General features: G+C 70.6%; 16 protein-coding genes and 1 pseudogene. 11 read left to right on the plus strand and 6 right to left on the minus strand.

What is annotated here, in order from left to right:
* Positions 1–10: 10 nt before the first annotated feature.
* The gene (locus tag ACF1B9_RS25335) at positions 11–1,225 is read left to right on the plus strand and encodes an acetyl-CoA C-acetyltransferase (RefSeq protein ID WP_391744125.1); all 1,215 of its coding nucleotides are present in this window, start codon (positions 11–13) and stop codon (positions 1,223–1,225) included.
* A gap of 36 nt (positions 1,226–1,261) precedes the next feature.
* On the plus strand, positions 1,262–3,469 hold the full coding sequence (locus tag ACF1B9_RS25340) for a 3-hydroxyacyl-CoA dehydrogenase NAD-binding domain-containing protein (RefSeq protein ID WP_391744124.1): 2,208 nt from the start codon (positions 1,262–1,264) through the stop codon (positions 3,467–3,469).
* 21 nt (positions 3,470–3,490) lie between these two features.
* On the opposite strand, the gene ACF1B9_RS25345 is transcribed toward ACF1B9_RS25340, so the two are convergent.
* Positions 3,491–4,222, minus strand: a complete 732-nt coding sequence (locus ACF1B9_RS25345) for a MerR family transcriptional regulator (RefSeq protein ID WP_391744122.1) — start codon at positions 4,220–4,222, stop codon at positions 3,491–3,493.
* Positions 4,223–4,369: 147 nt separating this feature from the next.
* Here ACF1B9_RS25345 and ACF1B9_RS25350 point away from each other — a divergent pair, with 147 nt between their 5' ends.
* The 3 genes from ACF1B9_RS25350 (at position 4,370) to ACF1B9_RS25360 (ending at position 6,413) form a co-directional block, all read left to right on the plus strand.
* Positions 4,370–4,846: a macro domain-containing protein gene (locus ACF1B9_RS25350; RefSeq protein ID WP_391744121.1), complete on the plus strand. Its 477-nt coding sequence runs from the start codon at positions 4,370–4,372 to the stop codon at positions 4,844–4,846.
* Positions 4,847–4,860: 14 nt separating this feature from the next.
* Positions 4,861–5,367 carry a hypothetical protein gene (locus tag ACF1B9_RS25355; protein WP_391795944.1) on the plus strand — a complete coding sequence of 169 codons (507 nt, stop codon included), beginning with the start codon at positions 4,861–4,863 and terminating at the stop codon, positions 5,365–5,367.
* A gap of 128 nt (positions 5,368–5,495) precedes the next feature.
* Positions 5,496–6,413 carry an oxygenase MpaB family protein gene (locus ACF1B9_RS25360; protein ID WP_391744119.1) on the plus strand — a complete coding sequence of 306 codons (918 nt, stop codon included), beginning with the start codon at positions 5,496–5,498 and terminating at the stop codon, positions 6,411–6,413.
* Here ACF1B9_RS25360 and ACF1B9_RS25365 read toward each other — a convergent pair.
* Complete coding sequence (locus tag ACF1B9_RS25365) at positions 6,376–7,425, minus strand: LacI family DNA-binding transcriptional regulator (protein ID WP_391744117.1); 1,050 nt, start codon at positions 7,423–7,425, stop codon at positions 6,376–6,378. The two genes, ACF1B9_RS25360 and ACF1B9_RS25365, sit on opposite strands and share 38 nt — an antisense overlap.
* 159 nt (positions 7,426–7,584) lie before the next feature.
* Entirely contained in the window at positions 7,585–9,069 is a 1,485-nt protein-coding gene (locus ACF1B9_RS25370) for a M1 family metallopeptidase (RefSeq protein WP_391744115.1), read from the minus strand.
* 211 nt (positions 9,070–9,280) lie between these two features.
* On the opposite strand from ACF1B9_RS25370, the gene ACF1B9_RS25375 reads away from it, so the two are divergent.
* The 3 genes from ACF1B9_RS25375 to ACF1B9_RS25385 all read left to right on the plus strand — a co-directional run bounded on the left by ACF1B9_RS25375 (position 9,281) and on the right by ACF1B9_RS25385 (position 14,417).
* Positions 9,281–11,275, plus strand: a complete 1,995-nt coding sequence (locus tag ACF1B9_RS25375; RefSeq protein WP_391744113.1) for a Xaa-Pro dipeptidyl-peptidase — start codon at positions 9,281–9,283, stop codon at positions 11,273–11,275.
* Positions 11,272–12,579: a M14 family metallocarboxypeptidase gene (locus ACF1B9_RS25380; RefSeq protein WP_391744111.1), complete on the plus strand. Its 1,308-nt coding sequence runs from the start codon at positions 11,272–11,274 to the stop codon at positions 12,577–12,579. The genes ACF1B9_RS25375 and ACF1B9_RS25380 overlap by 4 nt, the downstream gene beginning before the upstream one ends.
* Before the next feature lie 200 nt (positions 12,580–12,779).
* Positions 12,780–14,417 (plus strand): ABC-F family ATP-binding cassette domain-containing protein, encoded by a 1,638-nt coding sequence (locus ACF1B9_RS25385; RefSeq protein ID WP_391744109.1) that lies wholly within the window; start codon positions 12,780–12,782, stop codon positions 14,415–14,417.
* A 248-nt stretch (positions 14,418–14,665) separates the two neighbouring features.
* Here ACF1B9_RS25385 and ACF1B9_RS25390 read toward each other — a convergent pair whose 3' ends face one another.
* Both ACF1B9_RS25390 and ACF1B9_RS25395 read right to left on the minus strand, forming a co-directional pair.
* Positions 14,666–17,095 (minus strand): Tex family protein, encoded by a 2,430-nt coding sequence (locus ACF1B9_RS25390; RefSeq protein ID WP_391744108.1) that lies wholly within the window; start codon positions 17,093–17,095, stop codon positions 14,666–14,668.
* Between the two features lie 132 nt (positions 17,096–17,227).
* On the minus strand, positions 17,228–18,091 hold the full coding sequence (locus ACF1B9_RS25395; RefSeq protein ID WP_391744106.1) for a hypothetical protein: 864 nt from the start codon (positions 18,089–18,091) through the stop codon (positions 17,228–17,230).
* Positions 18,092–18,222: 131 nt separating this feature from the next.
* Between ACF1B9_RS25395 and ACF1B9_RS25400 the strand changes: the two genes are divergently transcribed.
* Together ACF1B9_RS25400 and ACF1B9_RS25405 are read left to right on the plus strand one after the other, a co-directional pair.
* Entirely contained in the window at positions 18,223–19,182 is a 960-nt protein-coding gene (locus ACF1B9_RS25400; RefSeq protein ID WP_391744104.1) for a GlxA family transcriptional regulator, read from the plus strand.
* Positions 19,183–19,229: 47 nt separating this feature from the next.
* Positions 19,230–19,865, plus strand: a complete 636-nt coding sequence (locus ACF1B9_RS25405; RefSeq protein ID WP_391744103.1) for a DJ-1/PfpI family protein — start codon at positions 19,230–19,232, stop codon at positions 19,863–19,865.
* Here the strand turns inward: ACF1B9_RS25405 and ACF1B9_RS25410 are convergent.
* On the minus strand, positions 19,852–20,631 hold the full coding sequence (locus ACF1B9_RS25410; RefSeq protein WP_391744102.1) for an enoyl-CoA hydratase/isomerase family protein: 780 nt from the start codon (positions 20,629–20,631) through the stop codon (positions 19,852–19,854). The two genes, ACF1B9_RS25405 and ACF1B9_RS25410, sit on opposite strands and share 14 nt — an antisense overlap.
* 80 nt (positions 20,632–20,711) lie before the next feature.
* Here ACF1B9_RS25410 and ACF1B9_RS25415 point away from each other — a divergent pair.
* A pseudogene (locus ACF1B9_RS25415) lies at positions 20,712–20,843 on the plus strand (HdeD family acid-resistance protein); the annotation flags it as partial.
* Between the last annotated feature and the right edge of the window lie 230 nt (positions 20,844–21,073).

Below are 21,073 nucleotides of genomic sequence, written 5' to 3' on the forward strand. Positions count from 1 at the left end.
GGCTGCTGACTTGAGTACCGAAGCGTTTGTCTACGACGCGATCCGCACCCCGCGCGGCCGTGGCAAGGCCAATGGCGCCCTGCACGGCACCAAGCCGATCGACCTCGTCGTCGGCCTCATCCACGAGATCCGCGACCGCTTCCCCGGCCTGGACCCGGCGGCCATCGACGACATCGTGCTCGGCGTGGTCAGTCCGCTCGGTGACCAGGGCTCCGACATCGCCCGGATCGCCGCCATCGCGGCGGGCCTCCCGGACACCGTCGCGGGCGTCCAGGAGAACCGCTTCTGTGCCTCGGGCCTGGAAGCCGTCAACCTGGCGGCGGCCAAGGTCCGTTCGGGCTGGGAGGACCTCGTCCTCGCGGGAGGTGTCGAGTCGATGTCCCGTGTCCCGATGGGATCCGACGGCGGCGCCTGGGCGATGGACCCGATGACCAACTTCGACACCGGCTTCGCGCCGCAGGGTGTCGGCGCCGACCTCATCGCCACCATCGAGGGCTTCACCCGCCGCGACGTGGACGAGTTCGCCGCGCTCTCCCAGGAACGCGCCGCCGAGGCATGGAAGGACGGCCGTTTCGCGCGCTCCGTCGTCCCCGTCAAGGACCGCAACGGCCTCGTCGTCCTCGACCACGACGAGCACATGCGGCCCGGCACGACCGCCGACTCGCTCGCCGCGCTCAAGCCCTCCTTCGCGGCGATCGGTGAGATGGGCGGCTTCGACGCGGTGGCCCTGCAGAAGTACCACTGGGTCGAGGAGATCGACCACGTCCACCACGCGGGCAACTCCTCCGGCATCGTCGACGGCGCCGCGCTCGTCGCGATCGGCAACCAGGAGATCGGCGAGCGGTACGGACTCACGCCGCGCGCCCGGATCGTCTCCGCCGCCGTCTCCGGCTCCGAGCCCACCATCATGCTCACCGGCCCCGCGCCCGCCACCCGCAAGGCCCTCGCCAAGGCCGGACTCACCATCGACGACATCGACCTCGTCGAGATCAACGAGGCGTTCGCCGGAGTCGTGCTCCGCTTCGCCAGGGACATGGGGCTCCCCCTCGACAAGATCAACGTCAATGGCGGCGCCATCGCGCTCGGCCACCCGCTCGGTGCCACCGGCGCGATGATCCTCGGCACCCTCATCGACGAACTGGAACGGCGCGAGGGGCGCTACGGCCTCGTCACCCTCTGCGTCGGCGGCGGCATGGGCGTCGCCACCGTCGTCGAGCGTCTCTGACCGTTCCCCGGCCCTCACTTACGGAGAAGAACAGCAATGACCGAGAGCACGACCATCCGCTGGGAACGGGACGAGACCGGCGTCGTCACCCTCGTACTCGACGACCCCGACCAGTCCGCCAACACGATGAACCAGGCTTTCAAGGACTCCATCGCGGCCGTCGCCGACCGCGCCGAGGCCGAGAAGGACTCCATCCGCGGCATCATCTACACCTCCGCCAAGAAGACCTTCTTCGCGGGCGGCGACCTCAAGGACATGATCAAGGTCGGTCCCGAGAACGCCCAGCAGGCCTTCGACACCGGTACCGCCATCAAGAACTCGCTGCGTCGCATCGAGACCCTCGGCAAGCCCGTCGTCGCCGCCATCAACGGCGCCGCGCTCGGCGGCGGCTACGAGATCGCGCTCGCCTCCCACCACCGCATCGCCCTCGACGCCCCCGGCTCCCGGATCGGTCTGCCCGAGGTCACCCTCGGCCTGCTGCCCGCAGGCGGCGGAGTCACCCGCACCGTACGCCTCATGGGCATCGCCGACGCGCTGCTGAAGGTCCTCCTCCAGGGAACTCAGTACACTCCGCGGCGCGCCCAGGAGAACGGCCTCGTCCACGAGGTCGCCGCCACCCGGGAGGAAATGCTCGAAAAGGCCCGCGCCTTCATCGATGCGAACCCCGAGTCCCAGCAGCCGTGGGACGTCAAGGGATACAAGATCCCCGGCGGCACCCCCTCCCACCCGAAGTTCGCCGCCAATCTGCCCGCCTTCCCGGCCAATCTGAAGAAGCAGATCGCGGGCGCCCCGATGCCCGCGCCGCGCAACATCCTGGCCGCAGCCGTCGAGGGCTCGCAGGTCGACTTCGAGACCGCGCTGACCATCGAGGCCCGCTACTTCACCGAACTGGTCACCGGCCAGGTCGCGAAGAACATGATCCAGGCGTTCTTCTTCGACCTCCAGGCCGTCAACTCCGGCGCCGGCCGCCCCAAGGGCATCGAGGAGCGCCAGGTCCGCAAGGTCGCCGTCCTCGGCGCGGGGATGATGGGCGCGGGCATCGCCTACTCCTGCGCCCGCGCGGGCATCGACGTCGTCCTCAAGGACATCTCCGCACAGGCCGCAGCGAAGGGCAAGGCGTACAGCGAGAAGCTCCTGGACAAGGCGCTCTCCCGGGGCCGTACCACCGAGGCCGAGCGTGACGCGCTGCTGGCCCGCATCACCCCGACCGGTGACCCGGCCGACCTGGCGGGCTGCGACACCGTCATCGAGGCCGTTTTCGAGGACACCGCGCTCAAGCACAAGGTGTTCCAGGAGATCCAGGACATCATCGAGCCGGACGCTCTGCTCTGCTCCAACACCTCGACCCTGCCCATCACCGTCCTCGCCGAGGGCGTCTCGCGCCCCGCCGACTTCATCGGGCTGCACTTCTTCTCGCCCGTGGACAAGATGCCGCTGGTCGAGATCATCAAGGGCGAGAAGACCGGCGACGAGGCACTGGCCCGCGCCTTCGACCTGGTCCGCCGGATCAAGAAGACGCCGATCGTCGTCAACGACTCCCGCGGCTTCTTCACCTCGCGCGTCATCGGCCAGTTCATCAACGAGGGCGTCGCCATGGTCGGCGAGGGCGTCGAGCCCGCGTCGGTCGAGCAGGCCGCGGCGCAGTCCGGCTACCCGGCCAAGGTGCTCTCCCTGATGGACGAGCTGACCCTCACCCTCCCCCGCAAGATCCGCAACGAGACCAGGCGGGCCGTCGAGGAGGCCGGCGGCAGCTGGCCCGGGCACCCGGCGGACGCGGTCATCGACCGGATGGTCGACGAGTTCGGCCGCCCGGGACGCAGCGGCGGCGCGGGCTTCTACGACTACGACGAGACCGGCAAGCGCACCCGCCTCTGGCCCGGCCTGCGGGAGCATTTCGGGGGTTTGGGGGGCCGTCCCCCGGGTGGGCACAGCACGAGGCCGGACACCGACATCCCCTTCGTCGACATGAAGGAGCGGATGCTGTTCTCCGAAGCGCTGGACAGCGTCCGCTGCCTGGAGGAGAACGTTCTCGTCTCTGTCGCCGACGCCAACATCGGCTCCATCATGGGCATCGGCTTCCCGCCGTGGACCGGTGGCGTCCTCCAGTACATCAACGGATACGAGGGCGGCCTGCCCGGCTTCGTGGCCCGTGCCCGGGAACTCGCCGAGAAGTACGGCGACCGCTTCCTGCCGCCCGCGCTGCTGGTGGAGAAGGCCGAGAAGGGCGAGACCTTCCACGACTGACCGTGGCCCCGCGGGCCGCGTTCACTCCGCTGTGAACGCGGCCCGCAGTTCTTCCTTCAACGACCGCTGGAACGCGGTCACCAGCGCCTGGAGCACCATGGGCTGCATGTGGGCCGACAGCGACTTCATCGCTGCCAGGTGCTCCGGGTCCGACTCCCGCTCCCGGTACGGACCCCAGACCTCGTCCCGGAACAGCCGGGTCAGCTCCTGCGCGGCGGACCGGGAGTGCTCCAGCAGAACCGTGCGGGCGGCCAGAATCGTCTCGTGCGCGATCGGTACGTCGAGCAGTTCGACCCCGAGCCGGAGCAGTCCCGGGTCCACCCGATAGCTGCCGTCGGTCGGCTCGGCGTGTTCCAGCACGCCCATCGCGGCCAGCCGCGCCATGTCCTGTTCGGTCAACGCCCGGCCGGCGCGGCGCTCCAGCTCCGCCCGCGTCGCGTCCTCCGGCGAGTCGGGTGCCCAGGCGGCCACCAGAGCCCGGTGGATCGCCAGATCGTGCGCGCTCAGGTCCGGCGGCAACTGCTCCAGATAGCGTTCGATCGCGGCGAGCGTCATGCCCTGGTGCTGGAGTTCCTCGATGAGCGCGAGCTGGGACAGGTGCTCATGGCCGTAGTGCCCGACGCGTCGCGGCCCGATCACGGGTGGCGGCAGCAGACCCCTGGAGCTGTAGAAACGCACGGTGCGTACGGTGACACCGGCGCGTGCCGCCAGTTCGTCGACGGTGAGCGTCGGGTCCTGGGTCCCGGTCGCCATGTCTGCTCCTCGCGTTCCGACACAGCGACGAACTGCTGCGTCTGCATCAATCAGGTTCAACAGTATTGCTGTCTCACCATTGTTGTGAAAGTGCGCGGTGACACCGGGCCGGGTCCCGCTGTCAGTGGTGGCTCCTACGCTGGTGTCATGTCGGAGATCACGTACGTACGGGGCGACGCGACCACCCCACAGGGCAAGGGCGTCAAGCTGATCGTCCATGTCTGCAACGACCTGGGCGGCTGGGGCAAGGGCTTCGTCCTGGCCGTCTCGCGTCGCTGGCCCGAACCGGAGAAGGCCTACCGTCACTGGCACCGGGAGCGCGCGAGCAACGACTTCGGCCTCGGCGCGGTTCAGTTCGTCCAGGTGGGTCCGTACCTCTGGGTGGCGAACATGGTGGGCCAGCGGGGGATGCGCACGGGCAGCAAGGGGGTGCCGGTGCGCTACGAGGCGATCGACACGGCCCTGGGTGCCGTGGCCGACCGGGCCGTCGAGCTGGGGGCTTCGGTCCATATGCCGCGGATCGGCTGCGGACTGGCGGGCGGCACCTGGTCCGGAATCGAGCCGCTGATAGCGAAGCGGCTGCTGAGCCGGGGCATAGCGGTGACGGTGTACGACTACGACTAGGGTCTTTCATCTGGATCAGGCGGAGCCGATGCGGCTCGTACACGCTCGTCGACTCCACCCGCTCCATGTACGCGCAGACCGGCGGGCAGATCCGCACGTACGAGGCGCAGCGCAAGGACTACAAGCTCGTCGCGGGCGGCCCGGTCACCGACGACCTCCCGCTGGGCACATCGGCGAGCGACCGCTTCGACGGCGCGAACACCTCGTCGGGCGCCGTCGACGCGCACCTGAACGCGGCGAAGGTCTACGAGTTCTACAAGAACCAGATCGGCCGCGACGGAGTCGACGGCAAGGGCGGCACGATCTACTCCGTCGTCAGCGTCGCCGCGAACGGCAAGGACTACGCCAACGCCTTCTGGGACGGCTCCAAGATGGTGTACGGCCACATGGGCTGCGTGCCGCTGTCCGTCGGCCTGGACGTCGTCGGCCACGAGATGACGCACGGCGTCACCGAGCACTCCGCCGGGCTCGTCTACTTCCCGGGGCCCCTGCGCACCGGCCCGGCAGCGATCGCATACTAGATCACACAAGGGCGGGCACCTGGGGCCTGTCGTTCGGATCAGGCCGGGTTCGCGTGCCCCGGTGCCGGATCCGGCCTGATCCGAACGGAAGACCCTGGCCGCACGCCCCGCCGACCGCCAGGAGCGTCATGCGTACCGAAACAGACAGAGGCGACACCCCCGTCCCGCCGCCGCCCGGCGGTGTGCTCTGGGGCATCTCCGGCGACATCCGTGCCCTGCTGATGCTGCCCGCCGCCCTCACTCTCCAGGTCGCCCACCCCGCTGTCGGCGCGGGTGTGGACGAGCACTCCGTCTTCCGGACGGATCCGTGGGGGCGCGGCGAGAGGTCCCTGCGCTCGCTCCAGCTCTGGGTGTACGGGGGCGAGGAGGCCGCCGAGGAGGGGCGCAGGCTCCGCACACTGCACCGCACCATCCAGGGCACCGATGTCCGCGGGCGTCGCTACCATGCGCTGTCGCCCGCGAACTACGCGTGGGTGCACGCCACGGGCTTCCCCGTCTACCGGCACGGCGCGTGTTACCTCATCCGGCCGCTCACCGACGCGCAGCAACGGGCCCTGTACCGGGAGTGGCTCCAGGTCGGCAGAGTGCTCGGCATCCACGACCGGGACATGCCGCAGACGATCGAGGAGTTCTGGCCGTACTTCCGAAAGGTGCTCGCCGAGGAGGTCGAGCTGACCGTCGTCGTGGAGGACCTGATTGCCACTGACCGCCCGGTACCGCCGCCGGACCGGGGACCGCTGCCGTTGCGGCTGCTGCTGAAGGCGTTGTGGCCGGTGCTGTTCCCGCCGCTGGCCAGGTTCCGCCGGTTCATCACCATCGGGCTGATGCCGCCGGAGGCGCGGGCGGCGATCGGGCTGGAGTGGACGGACGCACAGGAGCGGAGGCTGCGGAGGTTCTGCGGGGTGGTGCGGCGTGTCGTACCCGTGCTCCCGGAGCGGCTGCGCTATCTGCCCTACGCGCGCAGGGCCCGTGCCGCGCATCGCAAGGCGGTCCGGGGCAGGGGGAGGCTCAGGCGGAGGCCCGGCGTACCAGTTCGGTCGGCGTGATCAGCGATTCGGGCTCGTCGTCCCCGCCTTCGCCGTTCAGCTGCCGCATCAGCATCCGTACCATCAACCGGCCCATTCCCTCGACATCCTGACGGATCGTCGTCAACGGCGGTTCGGTGGACTCGGCGATCGACACCATGTCGTCGAAGCCGACCAGCGCCACCTCTTGAGGCACCCTGCGGCCGTGCTCGCGCAGCACCCGCAGGGCGCCCGAGGCCATCAGGTCGTTGGCGGCGAAGACCGCGTCCACGTCGGGGCGGCGTTCAAGGAGCCGTGTCATCGCCCGTGCGCCGCCTTCGACCGTGAAGTCGCCCTCCACGAGCAGAGCCGGATCCGAGCCGGGCAGCACATCGCGGTAGCCGTCGACCCGGTCGAGTGCCGAGGTCTGGTCGTGCGGTCCGGCGATGTGCGCGATCCGCCGCCGGCCGAGGGAGACGAGATGGCGTACGGCCTCGGCCGCGCCGCCCCGGTTGTCGCAGTCGACGTACGGGACGGCCGGCTCGGACGCCGCGCCCGGCCGGCCGGGGCGTCCGCCGTAGACCGTGGGCACCTGGAACCGGCGGATGATCGCGGGGAGTTCGTCGTCCGTGTGCAGCGAGAACGCCAGCGCGCCGTCCACATGGCCACCGGCCAGATAGCGGGCGACGCGGTCGAAATCTCCGCTGCCCTCCACCAGGAGAAGTACCAACTGGGAGTCGTACGCGTTCAGTTCGCGGCTGATGCCGCGGATCTGCTGGGAGAAGAACGGGTCGGAGAAGATCCGGAACTCCGGTTCGTCGATGATCACGGCGACCGCACCGTTGTGCCGGGTGACCAGGGTCCGCGCGGCGTGGTTCGGAACGTAGCCGAGTTCCTCGATCGCTTTGCGTACCTGCTCCACGAGCGGCTGCCGCACACCCGCCCCGCCGTTCACCACCCGGGAGGCCGTCGCCCGTGAGACCCCGGCGAGAGCCGCCACCGCTTCCAGCGTGGGGCGGGCATCGCGCGGGGAGTCGGAGGTCGGACCGGGCAAGGGACGCTCCTCGTACGCGCGGGATCGGCCGGAATCGGCCGGGCCGGCCGGACAGCACCGACGCCCTCAGCCTATCCGGCGCCACCGGCCGTCCGCCGGGCCCCGTCGCCCCACCGGGGCAGTGGGGGCGACGGGGTCCCGAACGGGTCCGCGGACGCGTCAGTGGTGGTCGTGAACCGTGTTCGTCGCCGCGATCTGCTTCCACGACGCGGGCTCGGCGGGTGCGCGCAGCGCGCGTGCCCCGGCCGCCGCGGGGGCCTCGGGCCGCGTCGGCCGGTACAGCCAGGTGTCGAAGAAGCCGGCGAGCGGCTTGCCCGAGACCCGCTCCGCGTACGTCACGAAGTCCGCCACGCTCGCATTGCCGTACGCGTGCTCGGTCGGCCAGCCCTTCAGCAACTCGAAGAAGGTCTCGTCGCCCAGCTTGTCGCGCAGCGCCTGGATCGCCAGCGCGCCCCGGTCGTAGACGGCCGCGTCGAACTGGTTGTCGGGGCCCGGGTCGCCGGGCTTCACCGTCCAGAAGGCGTCGTCGGCCGGATGCTGGGCGTAGGTGTAGTCCGCCAGTTCCTGCGCGGTTCCCTCGCCCTCCTTCTCCGACCACAGCCACTGGCTGTAGCGGGCGAATCCCTCGTTGATCCAGATGTCCTTCCACCCCTTGAGGGACACGCTGTCGCCGTACCACTGGTGCGCCAGCTCATGGACGACGACCGAGACGTTCGCGCCGTTCGCGAACTGCTTCGGGCTGTAGAACGGCCTGGTCTGCGTCTCCAGCGCGAACCCGCTCTTCACATTGGGGGAGTATCCGCCGAGCGCGTCGAAGGGATACGGCCCGAAGACCTCCGTCAGCCACTCGGCGACCTCGGTGCTCCGCTCGATGCTGGCGCGTGCCGCGCCGCCATTGGCGCCGAGGTCCTTGCTGTAGGCGTTGACGACCGGCAGCCCGTCCGACGTGGTGTCCGTGGTGATGTCGAACTTCCCGATCGCCAGCGTCGTCAGATACGTGGCCTGGGGCTTGCTCGAACGCCAGTTGAAGCGGGTCCAGCCGAGCTTCGAACTCTGCGACTGGAGAACGCCGTTGCTGATCGCCTGGGTGCCGTCCGGTACCGAAACGGAGATGTCGTAGGTGGCCTTGTCCAGCGGGTGGTCATTGCTGGGGAACCACCAGGCGGCCGACTCCGGCTCCTGCGCGGCCACCGCGCCGTCCGGGGTGCGGACCCAGGAGGTCCAGCCGTTGATCTCGACCTCGGACGGCTTTCCGGCGTACCGCACGACCACGGAGACGGCCTTGCCCTTCGGCAGCGCCGACGCCGGGGTGATCTCCAGTTCCTGGTCGCCGGTCCTGACATGGCCGGCCTTCTTGCCGTTCACCCGCACCTCGGAGACGTCCAGCCCGAAGTCGAGGTTGAATCGGGAGAGTTGCTGGGTGGTCGTGGCGAGGATCGTCGCCGTGCCCTCCAGCAGGTCGGTCGCGGGCTGATACGTCAGCCGCAGGTCGTAGTGGGACACGTCGTAGCCGCCGTTGCCACTGGCCGGGTAGTAGGGGTCGCCGATGCCCGGGGCGCCCACGGTGCCTTCGGCGGCCGAGGCCGGGATCGCCAGCAGCAGGGAGGCGGCCAGTGCGCTCGGGACGATGAATCTGCGATGCACGAATGCTCCAAGTCGTAGGACGAATGATCTTTCGAACCGTCACGTCGACACTATTCAGCGACTGTTGCGATAGTCGTGTCCATGGCCAGAGCTGTCACATGATCGCCATTCGGCCGACATGCCGCGCCATCCATGAATGTGGCATGCCCACGTCGTAATCCTCGGTGATCGCCCTCTGTTGCACGCGAGTTGACCGGGGTACCTTCCGCCCATGCCGACACGCGCGCGGGACACCCGCTTGACGTACAGATCGCTGGTGGTGGCTGCCGTGGCCGCCCTGACGGCCGTCCTGCTCTCGCCGGCGGGCGCGCAGGGTGCCGGTCCTCGCGAGAGCGGCCCCCCGGAGAGCAGGCCTGTCTACTCGTACGAGAACGCCGTCCGCGAGTCCCTCTGGGTCGACACCGGACTGGACGGCGACGGCAATGGGAAGAGCGACCGGGTCGCGGTCGACATCGTCCGGCCGGGCGAACCCGCCCGACAGGGCCGCAAGATCCCTGTGATCATGGACGCCAGCCCCTACTACTCCTGCTGCGGCCGGGGCAACGAGAGCCAGCTGAAGACGTACGACGCCAAGGGCCGACCCGTCCAGTTCCCCCTCTACTACGACAACTACTTCGTGCCGCGCGGCTACGCCTTCGTCGCCGTCGATCTGGCCGGAACCAATCGCTCTGACGGCTGTGTCGACGTCGGAGGGCGCTCCGACGTGCAGTCCGCCAAGGCGGTCGTCGACTGGCTGAACGGCCGCGCCCGCGGCTACACCACCCGAACCGGCGGCGAACGCGCCACGGCCGGCTGGTCCGACGGCCGCACAGGGATGATCGGCAAGAGCTACGACGGCACCGTCGCCAACGGTGTCGCGGCCACCGGAGTGGACGGACTGCGGACCATCGTGCCGATCGGCGCCATCTCCTCCTGGTACGACTACTACTTCGCCCAGGGCGCGCCGCTCTACGACAGCGGACCCGACTGGCTCGCCGGCTATGTGGAGAGCCCCGAGGCGCGCGGGGGCTGCGCCGCGGTCCAGCGCCGGCTCGTCGACCAGGCGCCGCGCACCGGTGACTGGACGAAGCTGTGGAGCGAGCGCGACTACGTGAAGAACGCCGACAAGGTGAAGGCCAGCGTTTTTGCCGTACACGGCATGCAGGACCTCAACGTCCGCACCAAGCACCTCGGCCAGTGGTGGGACGCACTCGCGGACCGAGGCGTGGAGCGCAAGATCTGGCTCTCGCAGACCGGACACGTCGACCCGTTCGACTACCGGCGCGCCACGTGGGTGGACACGCTGCACCGCTGGTTCGACCACTACCTCCTCGGTTACGACAACGGCATCGACCGTGAGCCGATGGCCGACATCGAACGCCACCCCGACCAGTGGTCCACCGACAAGGTCTGGCCGCCCCGCACCACGCACCGCACCACCGTGCGCCCCGGCCCCGGCGGGGAACCCGGCGTCGGCACCCTCGCTCTGAAGCCCGCCCGCCCCGGCACCACCGAGACGTTCACCGACGATCCGGCACAGAGCGAGACGGAGTGGGCCGCCGACGTGGACCGGACCACGGGCGCCAAGGCCGGATTCCGCACCGCGCCGCTCACCCGGGACCTGCGCCTGGCCGGATCGTCCACAGTGACCGTCACCGCCACCCCGACCACATCGACCGCCCATCTCTCCGCGGTCCTCGTGGACATCGGCCCCGACACCATCCGAGACTACGGCTCGTCCGGCGAAGGCATCACCACCCTCACCGAGCGCACCTGCTGGGGCGCGAGCACGACCGGCGACAGTTCCTGCTTCAAGGAGACCCGGGCCCGAACGGCCGCGGTGGACCGGACCGTCCTCAGCCGCGGCTGGGCAGACCTCGGCACCTACACCTCAGCCGGACACGGCCGCTCCCTCACTCCGGGCAGGGCCTACACGATCACCATCGACCTGGCGGCCACCGACCACGTCGTTCCGGCCGGCCACCGGCTCGCCCTGATCGTCGCCGGCACCGACCGGGACCTCATCGACCCGCCGGACTCCACGCCCACGCTCACCCTCGACCTGGCCCGTACCTCCGCGAAGCTGCCGCTCACCGGCGGCGCCGGAGCCTTCGTACGCGCCACCGCGGGTTCCGCACCCGCGACAGCCACCCCCCGCGCAGTCCACCCCGAGGGCGTGACGTCGCCGCGTCCCGCCCGCCGCATCCCGGGAGGCAGCCACTCATGACAGCCCGCACACCGGCCGTACGCCGGCCCGTCCGCCGCAACCTGGTCCTGGCGGCGGCCGCCGCCGTCCTGGCCGTGCCCCTGATCACCGTGCCCGCCGAGGCCGCGCACACCCCGCCCCGTACCGGCTTCGAGAGCAGCCACGGGGCCCGATGGACCGGCCAGCCGGAGGAACAGTCCTTCCTGGCGGCCGTCGACCGGGGCAGCGACCGGGTCTCCGTCGACCGGATCGGCACGACGAAACAGGGCCGCCCGCTCCAACTCGTCCGGATCGGCGACCACCGTCCCACCGCGAACACGGTGCTGCTGATCTGCAGTCAGCACGGCGACGAACCGGCCGGCCGCGAGGCATGTCTGACGACCATCCGCGATCTGGCCTACGCGCAGGACCGGTCGACCCGCGCCTTTCTCTCCCGTACCACCGTCCTCGTCGTGCCCACCGCGAACCCCGACGGGCGTGCCGCCGACACCCGAGGCAACTCCGACGGCGTGGACATCAACCGCGACCACATCGCGCTGCGGACCGCCGAGGCCCGTGCCATGGCGGCGGTCATCCGCGACCGTGAACCCGATGTGATCTACGACCTGCACGAGTACGGGGCCACCCCGCCGTACTACGCCAAGGACCTCTTCGTGCTGTGGCCGCGCAACCTCAACGCGTCCGACCGGGTGCACGACGAATCGCAGACCCTGGCCGAACGCTATGTGCGGCCCACCGCCGAGGAGGCCGGCTACAGCAGCGGCCTCTACGGCATCTGGACCGACCCGGTCACCGGTGATCCGATCAAGCAGACCGCGGGCGACGGACAGGAACGCATCCTGCGCAACGCCTCCGGCATCAAGCACGCCGTCGGCCTGCTCATCGAATCCCGGGTCGACGCGCTCTCCGACGCCGAGCAGGCCGACCCGGCGCTCAACAGCCGACGCCGTGTCGACTCCCAGCTCACCGCGCTCGACGGCCTGTTCGCTTTCACCGACGCGCGGCGAGACCGGATCGAGGCCGCCACGTCCGCGTCCCGCTCCGTCGGATTCAAGGACCGCGGTCCGATCCATCTCGGCGGCGCCGACAACCAAGCCCCCGAGCCCGGACAGGTCCTCCAGAACCCGCCGTGCGGATACCGGCTCACGAAGGCCCAGTTCGACGACGTCAAGGACGAACTCGCCCTGCACGGCGTCACCTCCCGGCGTGACGGCGACGGAGCGTACGTACCGCTGCGGCAGTCCGCCCGGAAACTGATCCCGCTGCTCCTGGACGAGAGGGCGACATATCACCTCACAGAAGGGCAGGCCGATACAGCCTGTTGATCCCATGGGATGAGCGCGGCGTGCGGTGCCGACCACGGAGAGCGAAATCACGGCTTCCGTGAAAGGCGTCATGCGTGACGCGGGACGGACGGAGAACGGATGGCCGGGGGATCCGCAGGTGACGGCGGACCTCCCGGGTCTCCGCCCGCGTCCCGGGCGGGCCGGGGCCGGTCCGTCCGCCGATTAGGATCGGCACCCTGATGACTGCCACTCTCGTCGCCAAGGACCTCGCCGCCGGACACGGCGACCGCACACTCTTCACCGGGCTCGACCTCGTCGTCGCACCCGGTGATGTGATCGGTCTCGTCGGAGTCAACGGGGCCGGTAAATCGTCCCTGCTCCGGCTGCTCGCCGGACTCGACCGGCCGGAGGAGGGCGAGCTCCGGCTCTCCCCGCCCACCGCCACCGTCGGCCACCTCCCGCAGGAGCCGGAGCGGCGGCCGGGGGAGACCGTGCGGGAGTTCCTGGCCCGCCGTACCGGAGTCGCCGAAGCCCAGGCCGCGATGGACGCCGCGACGCAGGCCCTCGTCGACGGGGCGCCCGGCGCGGACGACGCGTACTCCGAGACGCTCGAACGCTGGCTGGCGCTCGGCGGTGCCGACCTGGAGGAGCGCGCCGAGGAGGTCGCCGCCGACCTCGGCCTGACCGTCGGCCTCGACCTGCCGATGGCCGCGCTCTCCGGCGGCCAGGCGGCCCGCGCAGGCCTGGCCTCCCTCCTGCTCTCCCGCTACGACGTCTTCCTGCTCGACGAGCCCACCAACGACCTCGACCTGGACGGTCTGGAGCGCCTGGAGCGCTACGTCTGCGGACTGCGCGCCGGCACGGTCGTCATCAGCCACGACCGGGAATTCCTGATGCGGACGGTCACCAAGGTCCTGGAACTGGACCTGGCCCAGCAGCAGATCAACCTGTACGGCGGCGGGTACGAGGCCTACCTGGAAGAGCGCGAGCGGGCCCGCAGGCATGCTCGCGAGGAGTACGAGGAGTACGCCGACAAGCGCGCCTCCCTCGAAGGGCGCGCACACATGCAGCGCTCCTGGATGGACAAGGGCGTCAAGAACGCCCGCCGCAAGGCGACCGACAACGACAAGATCGGCCGCAAGCTCCGCAGCGAGGCCAGCGAGAAGCAGGCCGCGAAGGCCCGGCAGACCCAGCGCATGATCGAACGTCTCGACGTCGTCGACGAGCCGCGCAAGGAATGGGAACTGCGGATGGAGATCGCCGCCGCACCCCGCTCGGGTTCGGTCGTCGCGACGTTGCGCGAAGCGCGGGTGGTACGGGGCGACTTCAGCTTCGGTCCGGTGTCCCTGCAGATCGACTGGGCGGACCGGGTCGCCATCACCGGACCCAACGGAGCGGGCAAGTCCACTCTCCTCGCCGCGCTCCTGGGCCGCCTCCCGCTGGATGCCGGACACACGACGCTCGGCTCGGGCGTGGTGGTCGGAGAGGTCGACCAGGCGCGCAAGCTGTTCCACGGCTCGGAGTCGCTCCTGGAGGCCTTCTGTGCCGCCGTCCCCGACACCGAACCGGCCGAAGTCCGCACGCTGCTCGCCAAGTTCGGTCTGCGCGCGGACCATGTGATGCGTCCCGCGACCACCCTCTCCCCGGGCGAACGTACCCGGGCGGCACTCGCCCTGCTCCAGGGCAGGGGCGTCAACCTCCTCGTCCTCGACGAACCGACGAACCACCTCGATCTGCCCGCGATCGAGCAGCTGGAATCGGCGCTGGAGTCGTACCCGGGGACGTTGCTGCTGGTCACCCACGACCGGCGCATGCTGGAAGCGGTGAGGACGACGAGGCGCGTCGAGGTGGTGGACGGCAGGGTGAAGGAGCTCTGAGGGACTCCGCAGGGCAGGACCGGCGACCGTCGTCCGAGGAACGGGGCCCGGGGCCGGCCCCGGACCCCGGAAGGGACGGGAGAGGAGGGGCGGCTCCGCGCAGCGGACCGCACCCCGCCCCACCCGCTTGCGACGCCGGCCCCAGGGCCTCTCGTTCGGATCACGCCGGGCCGATCCGAACGAAAGACCCCAAGGCCTCTCGTTCGGACCAGGCCGAGCTCGCGGGGGGCCGGTCCGGACGAAAGCCCTTAGTTGCCGTTCTGCTTCGGATCCGCGAGCCCGGCCCGCCGCAGCGCGTCCGCCATCGCACTGTTCACCGGAGCCGGCGCCGGACGAGCGGAACCGCCGGCACCACCGCGCCGGTCTCGGCCCTGACCGCCCTGACCGCCCTGACCGCCCTGACCGCCCTGACCGCCCTGACCGCCCTGACCCTGGCGCTGCCGCGGCGGTCGGCCACCGCGCTCGCTCCGCTCCCGCCTCGGCCCGCCGCCCTGGCTTCCCGCCGACGCCTCGTCGTCCAGCCGCAGCGTCAACGAGATCCGCTTTCGCGGGATGTCGACGTCCATGACCTTGACCTTCACGATGTCGCCCGGCTTCACGACATCCCTCGGGTCCTTCACGAACGTGCGGGACATCGCCGACACATGCACCAGGCCGTCCTGGTGCACACCGATGTCCACGAACGCGCCGAAGGCCGCGACATTGGTGACGACGCCCTCCAACACCATCCCGGACGCCAGATCGCCGATCTTCTCGACGCCCTCCTTGAAGGTGGCCGTCTTGAACGCGGGGCGCGGGTCGCGCCCGGGCTTCTCCAGCTCCTTCAGGATGTCGGTGACCGTCGGCAGACCGAACTTCTCGTCCACGAAGTCGTCGGCCCGCAGCGAGCGCAGCACACCCGTGTTGCCGATCAGTGAGGCGACGTCACCGCCCGTCCGCTTCACCATCGCCCGCACCACCGGGTACGCCTCGGGGTGCACACTCGACGCGTCCAGCGGGTCGTCGCCCCGGATGCGCAGGAAGCCCGCACACTGCTCGTACGCCTTCGGGCCCAGCCGCGCCACGTCCTTGAGGGCCCTGCGCGTACGGAACGGCCCGTTCGCGTCACGGTGCGCGACGATGTTCTCCGCGAGCCCCGAGCCGATCCCGGAGACCCGTGAGAGCAGCGGCGCGGACGCGGTGTTGACGTCGACACCGACACCGTTCACACAGTCCTCGACGACCGCGTCCAGTGAGCGCGACAGCTTCACCTCGGACAGGTCGTGCTGGTACTGGCCGACGCCGATCGACTTCGGGTCGATCTTCACCAGTTCCGCGAGGGGGTCCTGGAGGCGGCGTGCGATCGAGACGGCGCCGCGCAACGACACGTCCATGTCGGGGAGTTCCTGGGAGGCGAAGGCCGAAGCCGAGTACACCGAAGCGCCGGCCTCCGACACCATCACCTTGGTGAGCTTCAACTCGGGGTGCCTGTCGATGAGTTCACCGGCGAGCTTGTCGGTCTCACGGGACGCCGTGCCGTTGCCGATCGCGATCAGGTCGACGTCGTGCGCCTTCGCCAACCGCTCCAACGCGGCGAGCGACTGGTCCCACTTGTTCGCCGGGACGTGCGGGTGGATGACGTCCGTCGCGACGACCTTGCCGGTCGCGTCGACCACGGCGACCTTCACACCCGTGCGGAAGCCCGGGTCGAGCCCCAGCGTGGCCCGCGTCCCGGCCGGCGCGGCGAGCAGCAGATCGCGCAGGTTCGACGCGAAGACCCGTACCGCCTCGTCCTCCGCCGCCGTGCGCAGTCGCAGCCGCAGATCGATGCCGAGGTGCACCAGGATCCGGGTCCGCCAGGCCCAGCGCACGGTGTCGCCGAGCCACTTGTCGCCGGGACGGCCGCGGTCGCCGACTCCGAAGCGCCGGGCAACCATGTTCTCGTACGTCGAGGGGCCGGGCGTCTCGGAAGGCTCCTCCGGCTCCAGGACCAGGTCGAGCACCTCCTCCTTCTCGCCGCGCAGCATGGCGAGCACCCGGTGCGAGGGGAGCGCGGTGAACGGTTCCGCGAAATCGAAGTAGTCGGCGAACTTCGCCCCCGCCTCCTCCTTGCCGTCGCGCACCTTGGCGGCCAGCCGCCCGCGCGACCACATGCGCTCACGCAGCTCACCGATCAGATCGGCGTCCTCCGAGAAACGCTCCGCGAGGATGGCACGGGCCCCCTCCAGTGCGGCGGCACCGTCCGCGACGCCCTTGTCCGCGTCGACGAAGGCGGCAGCGGCGGCGAGCGGCTCCACCGAGGGGTCGCCGAGCAGGCCGTCGGCGAGCGGTTCGAGCCCGGCCTCCCGGGCGATCTGTGCCTTCGTGCGCCGCTTGGGCTTGAACGGCAGATAGATGTCCTCGAGGCGCGCCTTGGTCTCGGCGGCCCGGATCTGCGCCTCCAGCGCCTCGTCCAGCTTGCCCTGCTCGCGCACGGAGTCGAGGATCGCCGTGCGACGGTCCTCCAGCTCCCGCAGGTAGCGCAGCCGCTCCTCGAGCGTGCGCAGCTGCGCATCGTCGAGCATCTCGGTCGCTTCCTTGCGGTAGCGGGCGATGAACGGCACGGTCGACCCGCCGTCGAGCAGCTCGACGGCCGCCTTCACCTGCCGCTCGCGTACGCCGAGCTCCTCGGCGATCCTGCCTTCGATGGACGTCGTCACGGTTCTACCGACTCGCCTTCTCGTACGGGCTGTACTGGCTGTGCTTACCGGGGCGTACCCCTTCGCCTGCATTGTGCCGGGTGGCCGGGCGCCGTGTCGCCCGACCACCCCAGTCGCCGCGGTTCGGAGTGCTCAGCCCTTGCCCATCAGATCGGCGGGGAACGCGCCGGCCGACGCCGCCGTGAACAGGAATCCGCGCCCCAGCTCGGTCAGCCGCGCCACGCCCTGTTCACCCAGATGCTCGTACGGGGCCAGATCCATCCGGTCCGTGACGTCCTCCAGCTCCGCCCGCAGGGCGACGCCCGCGTCCGTCAACTCGCCCTCACCGTCGAGGATTCCCCGCTCACGCAGCCGCCCGGTCGCCTCCTCCCAGTCGCTGCGGCGCCAGCCGCGGGTGGCGAGGATCCAGCGCGGGTTCATGCCCTTGCCGGTCGCGGTGTGGCTGACCAGGGCCTCCACCGGATCGAGACCGGCGGCGAGGAGAGCCGATACATGACCGTCGCCGCGGTGTTCGCGCAGCAGCGTGCCCGCGTGCCAGTACGCCAGGTGCGGCTGCTCGGGCACCGGAAGATCGGCGTGGGCGGCGTAGAGCGGCCGGGCGTGTCGGGTGCACGCCTCGGCGGCACGCAGCGCCAGCCCGGCGGCCTCGGCCAGTTCGGGGGAGGCGATGATCTCCTCGCCGAGCAGCCGGCGCAGCGTCGTGTCGGCGGCACGCAGCCGGGCGTCCAGGGCCGCCTGCGGCGAGGCGACGGACCACACGGCGGGGAGGTGCTGGGCGACGAGGTCGTGGCTGAAGTTGTAGAAGGCCGCGGTGACCGTGCCGGGGCCGACGGCGCCCAGCGCCGCGCCGCGCGCGGCGAAGTAGGCGGCGTTCGGGTCGTCGATGCCGAGCTCCCCGAACTCCTTGCCGAGGTCGGGGGAGAAGTAGACCGTCGAGTGCAGTGGGTTGAGGGCGTTGTGACAGCGGCGTCCGGCGCGCGCCGGGAGAGTGCTCATATGACTACGTTACCGACTGGTCGGTACGACCTGTAACCCCTGGGGAGTCCCGGTTCCCCGGGGGCCGTGTGGCTGAAAAGGTGGGTTTTTCGTCATTGCGGCCATGCCGTCGGCCGCCCAGGATGGCAGACATGACGCAGCGAACCGTACTCGTCGTCCTCTTCGACGGCGTCCAGAGCCTCGATGTGACGGGTCCGGTGGAGGTGTTCGCCGGGGCCGCCCATCTCTCCGGTGCCGCATACGAACTGCGCACGGCCTCCCTCGACGGAGCCCCGGTCCGCACGAGCAGCGGACTGACCCTCGTCCCGGACGGCCCTCTCACCGACGCCGGACCGGTGCACACCCTCCTCGTCCCCGGCGGCGAGGGCACCCGTACCCCCGCCCCCGCGCTCGTCGACTGGCTCCGGGACCGTACCCCGCACGCCGAAAGGCTCGTGTCGGTCTGTACGGGGGCGCTCCTGCTGGCGGCGGCGGGGCTGCTGGACGGGCACCGGGTGACCACGCACTGGACGGTCTGCGACCACCTCGCCCGCAGCCACCCGGCCGTCGAGGTCGACCCCGACCCGATCTTCGTGCGCGACGGCAGGCTGGCCACCTCCGCCGGAGTCACCGCCGGTATCGACCTCGCCCTCGCACTCGTCGAGGAGGACCACGGCCGGGACATCGCGCTCACGATCGCCCGTCACCTCGTGGTCTTTCTGCGCCGGCCCGGCAACCAGGCCCAGTTCAGCGCCCAGCTCACCGCGCAGACCGCCCGGCGCGAACCGCTGCGCGAGGTCCAGCACTGGATCACCGAGCACCTCGAGGACGACCTCACCGTCGAGGCGCTCGCCGCCCGTGCCCGCCTCTCGCCCCGTCACTTCGCCCGTGCCTTCCAGGCCGAGACGGGGCTCACGCCGGGCCGCTACGTCGACCGCGTACGTATCGAACACGCCCGTCGGCTGCTGGAGGACACCACCGACGGCGTCACCGGCATCTCGCGCGCCTGCGGCTACGGCACCCCGGAGGCCATGCGCCGCGCCTTCATCAAGATCCTCGGCACGGCACCCGCCGAATACCGCCGGCGCTTCCGCGCCCAGCCCACCGGCTGACCGACCGACCCGCCACCCGCCACGACGACCGACCGAAAGGCAACGCCATGCAGATCGCCATCGTCCTCTTCGACCGCTTCACCTCGCTCGATGCCGTGGGCCCCTACGAAATGCTCGCCCGCATCCCCGGCGCGGAGACCGTGTTCGTCGCCGAACGGAGCGGCCCCGTGCACAACGACAACGGCAGCCTCGCGCTCGTCGCCGAGAAGACCATCGCCGACGTGCCGGCGCCGGACGTGGTGGTCGTCCCCGGCGGCCCCGGCCAGAGCAACCAGATGGAGAACGAGACCCTGCTCGACTGGCTGCGCACCGCCGATGCCACCAGCACCTGGACCACCTCCGTCTGCACCGGTTCCCTGCTGCTCGCCGCCGCAGGACTGCTGACGGGCCGGCGCGCCACCTCGCACTGGCTCGCGCTGGACTCCCTCAAGGACTTCGGCGCCGAGCCGACCGGTGAACGCGTCGTCGTGGACGGCAAGTACGTCACGGCGGCCGGTGTCTCCTCCGGCATCGACATGGGACTCATCCTGCTCGGCAAGATCGCCGGCGACGAGCACGCCATGTCCGTACAGCTGCTGAGCGAGTACGACCCGCAGCCGCCGTACGACGCGGGCTCACCCGCGAAGGCACCGGCGGCACTGGTCGAGAAGTTCCGTGCCGACAGTCGCTTCATCCTCCAGTAGCCGCAGGGGCGTGCCCTTTCGGCCAGGTGAAGCGCGGCGCGCGCCGTTCCAGGAAGGCGGCGACGCCCTCCGCGGTGTCGCCGCTGCGGCGCGCCTGCTCCGCCCAGTACGCGTCCCGGTCCTCGCGGCCCGTGGCGAACTCCTTGGCCGCCGCCTGCGTCAGCTGCGAGCGCGCCGCCAGGGTCCGTGCGTACGCGTCGACCCGCTTGCCCAGCTCACCGGGCGGCAGCACCTCGTCCACCAGACCGGTCCGCAGCGCCCGTGCGGTGTCGATCAGCTCGCCGGAGAACAACAGGTGCTTCGCCGTTGCCGGGCCGGTCAGCGCCACCAGCCGCCGGGTCGACGACGCGGGATACACGATCCCGAGCCTGGCCGGGGTGACCCCGAACGAGGCGCCCTCTTCGGTGAACCGCAGATCGCAGGCGGCGGCGAGCTGGCTGCCGCCGCCGACGCAGTAGCCGCGGATCGCCGCGAGAGTCGGCCGGGGAAACACGGCGAGGGCCTCCTCCGCCGCCACGGCGAGGGCCTGCGGATCGACCGCAGGATCCCGGAGCGAGGAGATGTCCGCACCGGCGCAGAAGGTGTCCCCGGCGCCCGTCAGCACCAGCACCCGGACCGCGGCGTCGGCGGCCAGCCGCTCCAGCAGTCCGGGCAGCGCGCTCCACATCGCCGCCGTCATCGCATTGCGCTTGGCGGGGTTGCTGATGACGACAGTGGCGACACCGTCCGCGACGGCGTGCTCCAGCCGGGATTCCGTACGGTCCATGCGCCGGATGCTATCCGTACGGTTCGAACCTGTGATCAAGAAGGGGTCGCCGAACAGGCCCGCACCGTGAGGAGCCTCCCGTGGCCGATCCCGCGGTCGAGGGCAAGAAGCTGAGCCGGAGTTCCGGCCGGATGGCGCTGCTCGGCACCCTTCTCGTCGTGGCCGGTCCGGTCGGCCTCGTGTACACCGGCGTCGCGACGCTCACCTCGGTCTCTTCTTCTCCTTGCCGCAGCTCTTCGACGGGCTCGGCCTGATCGCGATCGGCGTCGTCGGAGGCCGCCGTATCGTCTCGATGGTCGCGGATCAACGGACGACTGGAGAACTACCGGGCGCACCCGCAGGAGAGGACCAGATCCGGTCCAAGAGTTGATGCTTTCGCGCAGGTTCGGCCAGAAACTGTCGATAGAAGTCGACTTCTGTTCAGTAGCACGGTCCGGGCCGA

Source organism: Streptomyces sp. NPDC014727 (assembly GCF_043083485.1).
In the GTDB taxonomy this organism is placed as follows: Bacteria; Actinomycetota; Actinomycetes; order Streptomycetales; family Streptomycetaceae; genus Streptomyces.

Bases quoted from the DNA above. Each gene is read 5' to 3' on its own strand.
- ACF1B9_RS25400 (WP_391744104.1), top strand. From the start codon at position 18,223: ATGACGCAGCGAACCGTACTCGTCGTCCTCTTCGACGGCGTCCAGAGC.
- ACF1B9_RS25405 (WP_391744103.1), top strand. From the start codon at position 19,230: ATGCAGATCGCCATCGTCCTCTTCGACCGCTTCACCTCGCTCGATGCC.
- ACF1B9_RS25375 (WP_391744113.1), top strand. From the start codon at position 9,281: ATGCCGACACGCGCGCGGGACACCCGCTTGACGTACAGATCGCTGGTG.
- ACF1B9_RS25395 (WP_391744106.1), bottom strand. From the start codon at position 18,091: ATGAGCACTCTCCCGGCGCGCGCCGGACGCCGCTGTCACAACGCCCTC.
- ACF1B9_RS25410 (WP_391744102.1), bottom strand. From the start codon at position 20,631: ATGGACCGTACGGAATCCCGGCTGGAGCACGCCGTCGCGGACGGTGTC.
- ACF1B9_RS25385 (WP_391744109.1), top strand. From the start codon at position 12,780: ATGACTGCCACTCTCGTCGCCAAGGACCTCGCCGCCGGACACGGCGAC.
- ACF1B9_RS25380 (WP_391744111.1), top strand. From the start codon at position 11,272: ATGACAGCCCGCACACCGGCCGTACGCCGGCCCGTCCGCCGCAACCTG.
- ACF1B9_RS25340 (WP_391744124.1), top strand. From the start codon at position 1,262: ATGACCGAGAGCACGACCATCCGCTGGGAACGGGACGAGACCGGCGTC.
- ACF1B9_RS25345 (WP_391744122.1), bottom strand. From the start codon at position 4,222: ATGGCGACCGGGACCCAGGACCCGACGCTCACCGTCGACGAACTGGCG.
- ACF1B9_RS25350 (WP_391744121.1), top strand. From the start codon at position 4,370: ATGTCGGAGATCACGTACGTACGGGGCGACGCGACCACCCCACAGGGC.
- ACF1B9_RS25360 (WP_391744119.1), top strand. From the start codon at position 5,496: ATGCGTACCGAAACAGACAGAGGCGACACCCCCGTCCCGCCGCCGCCC.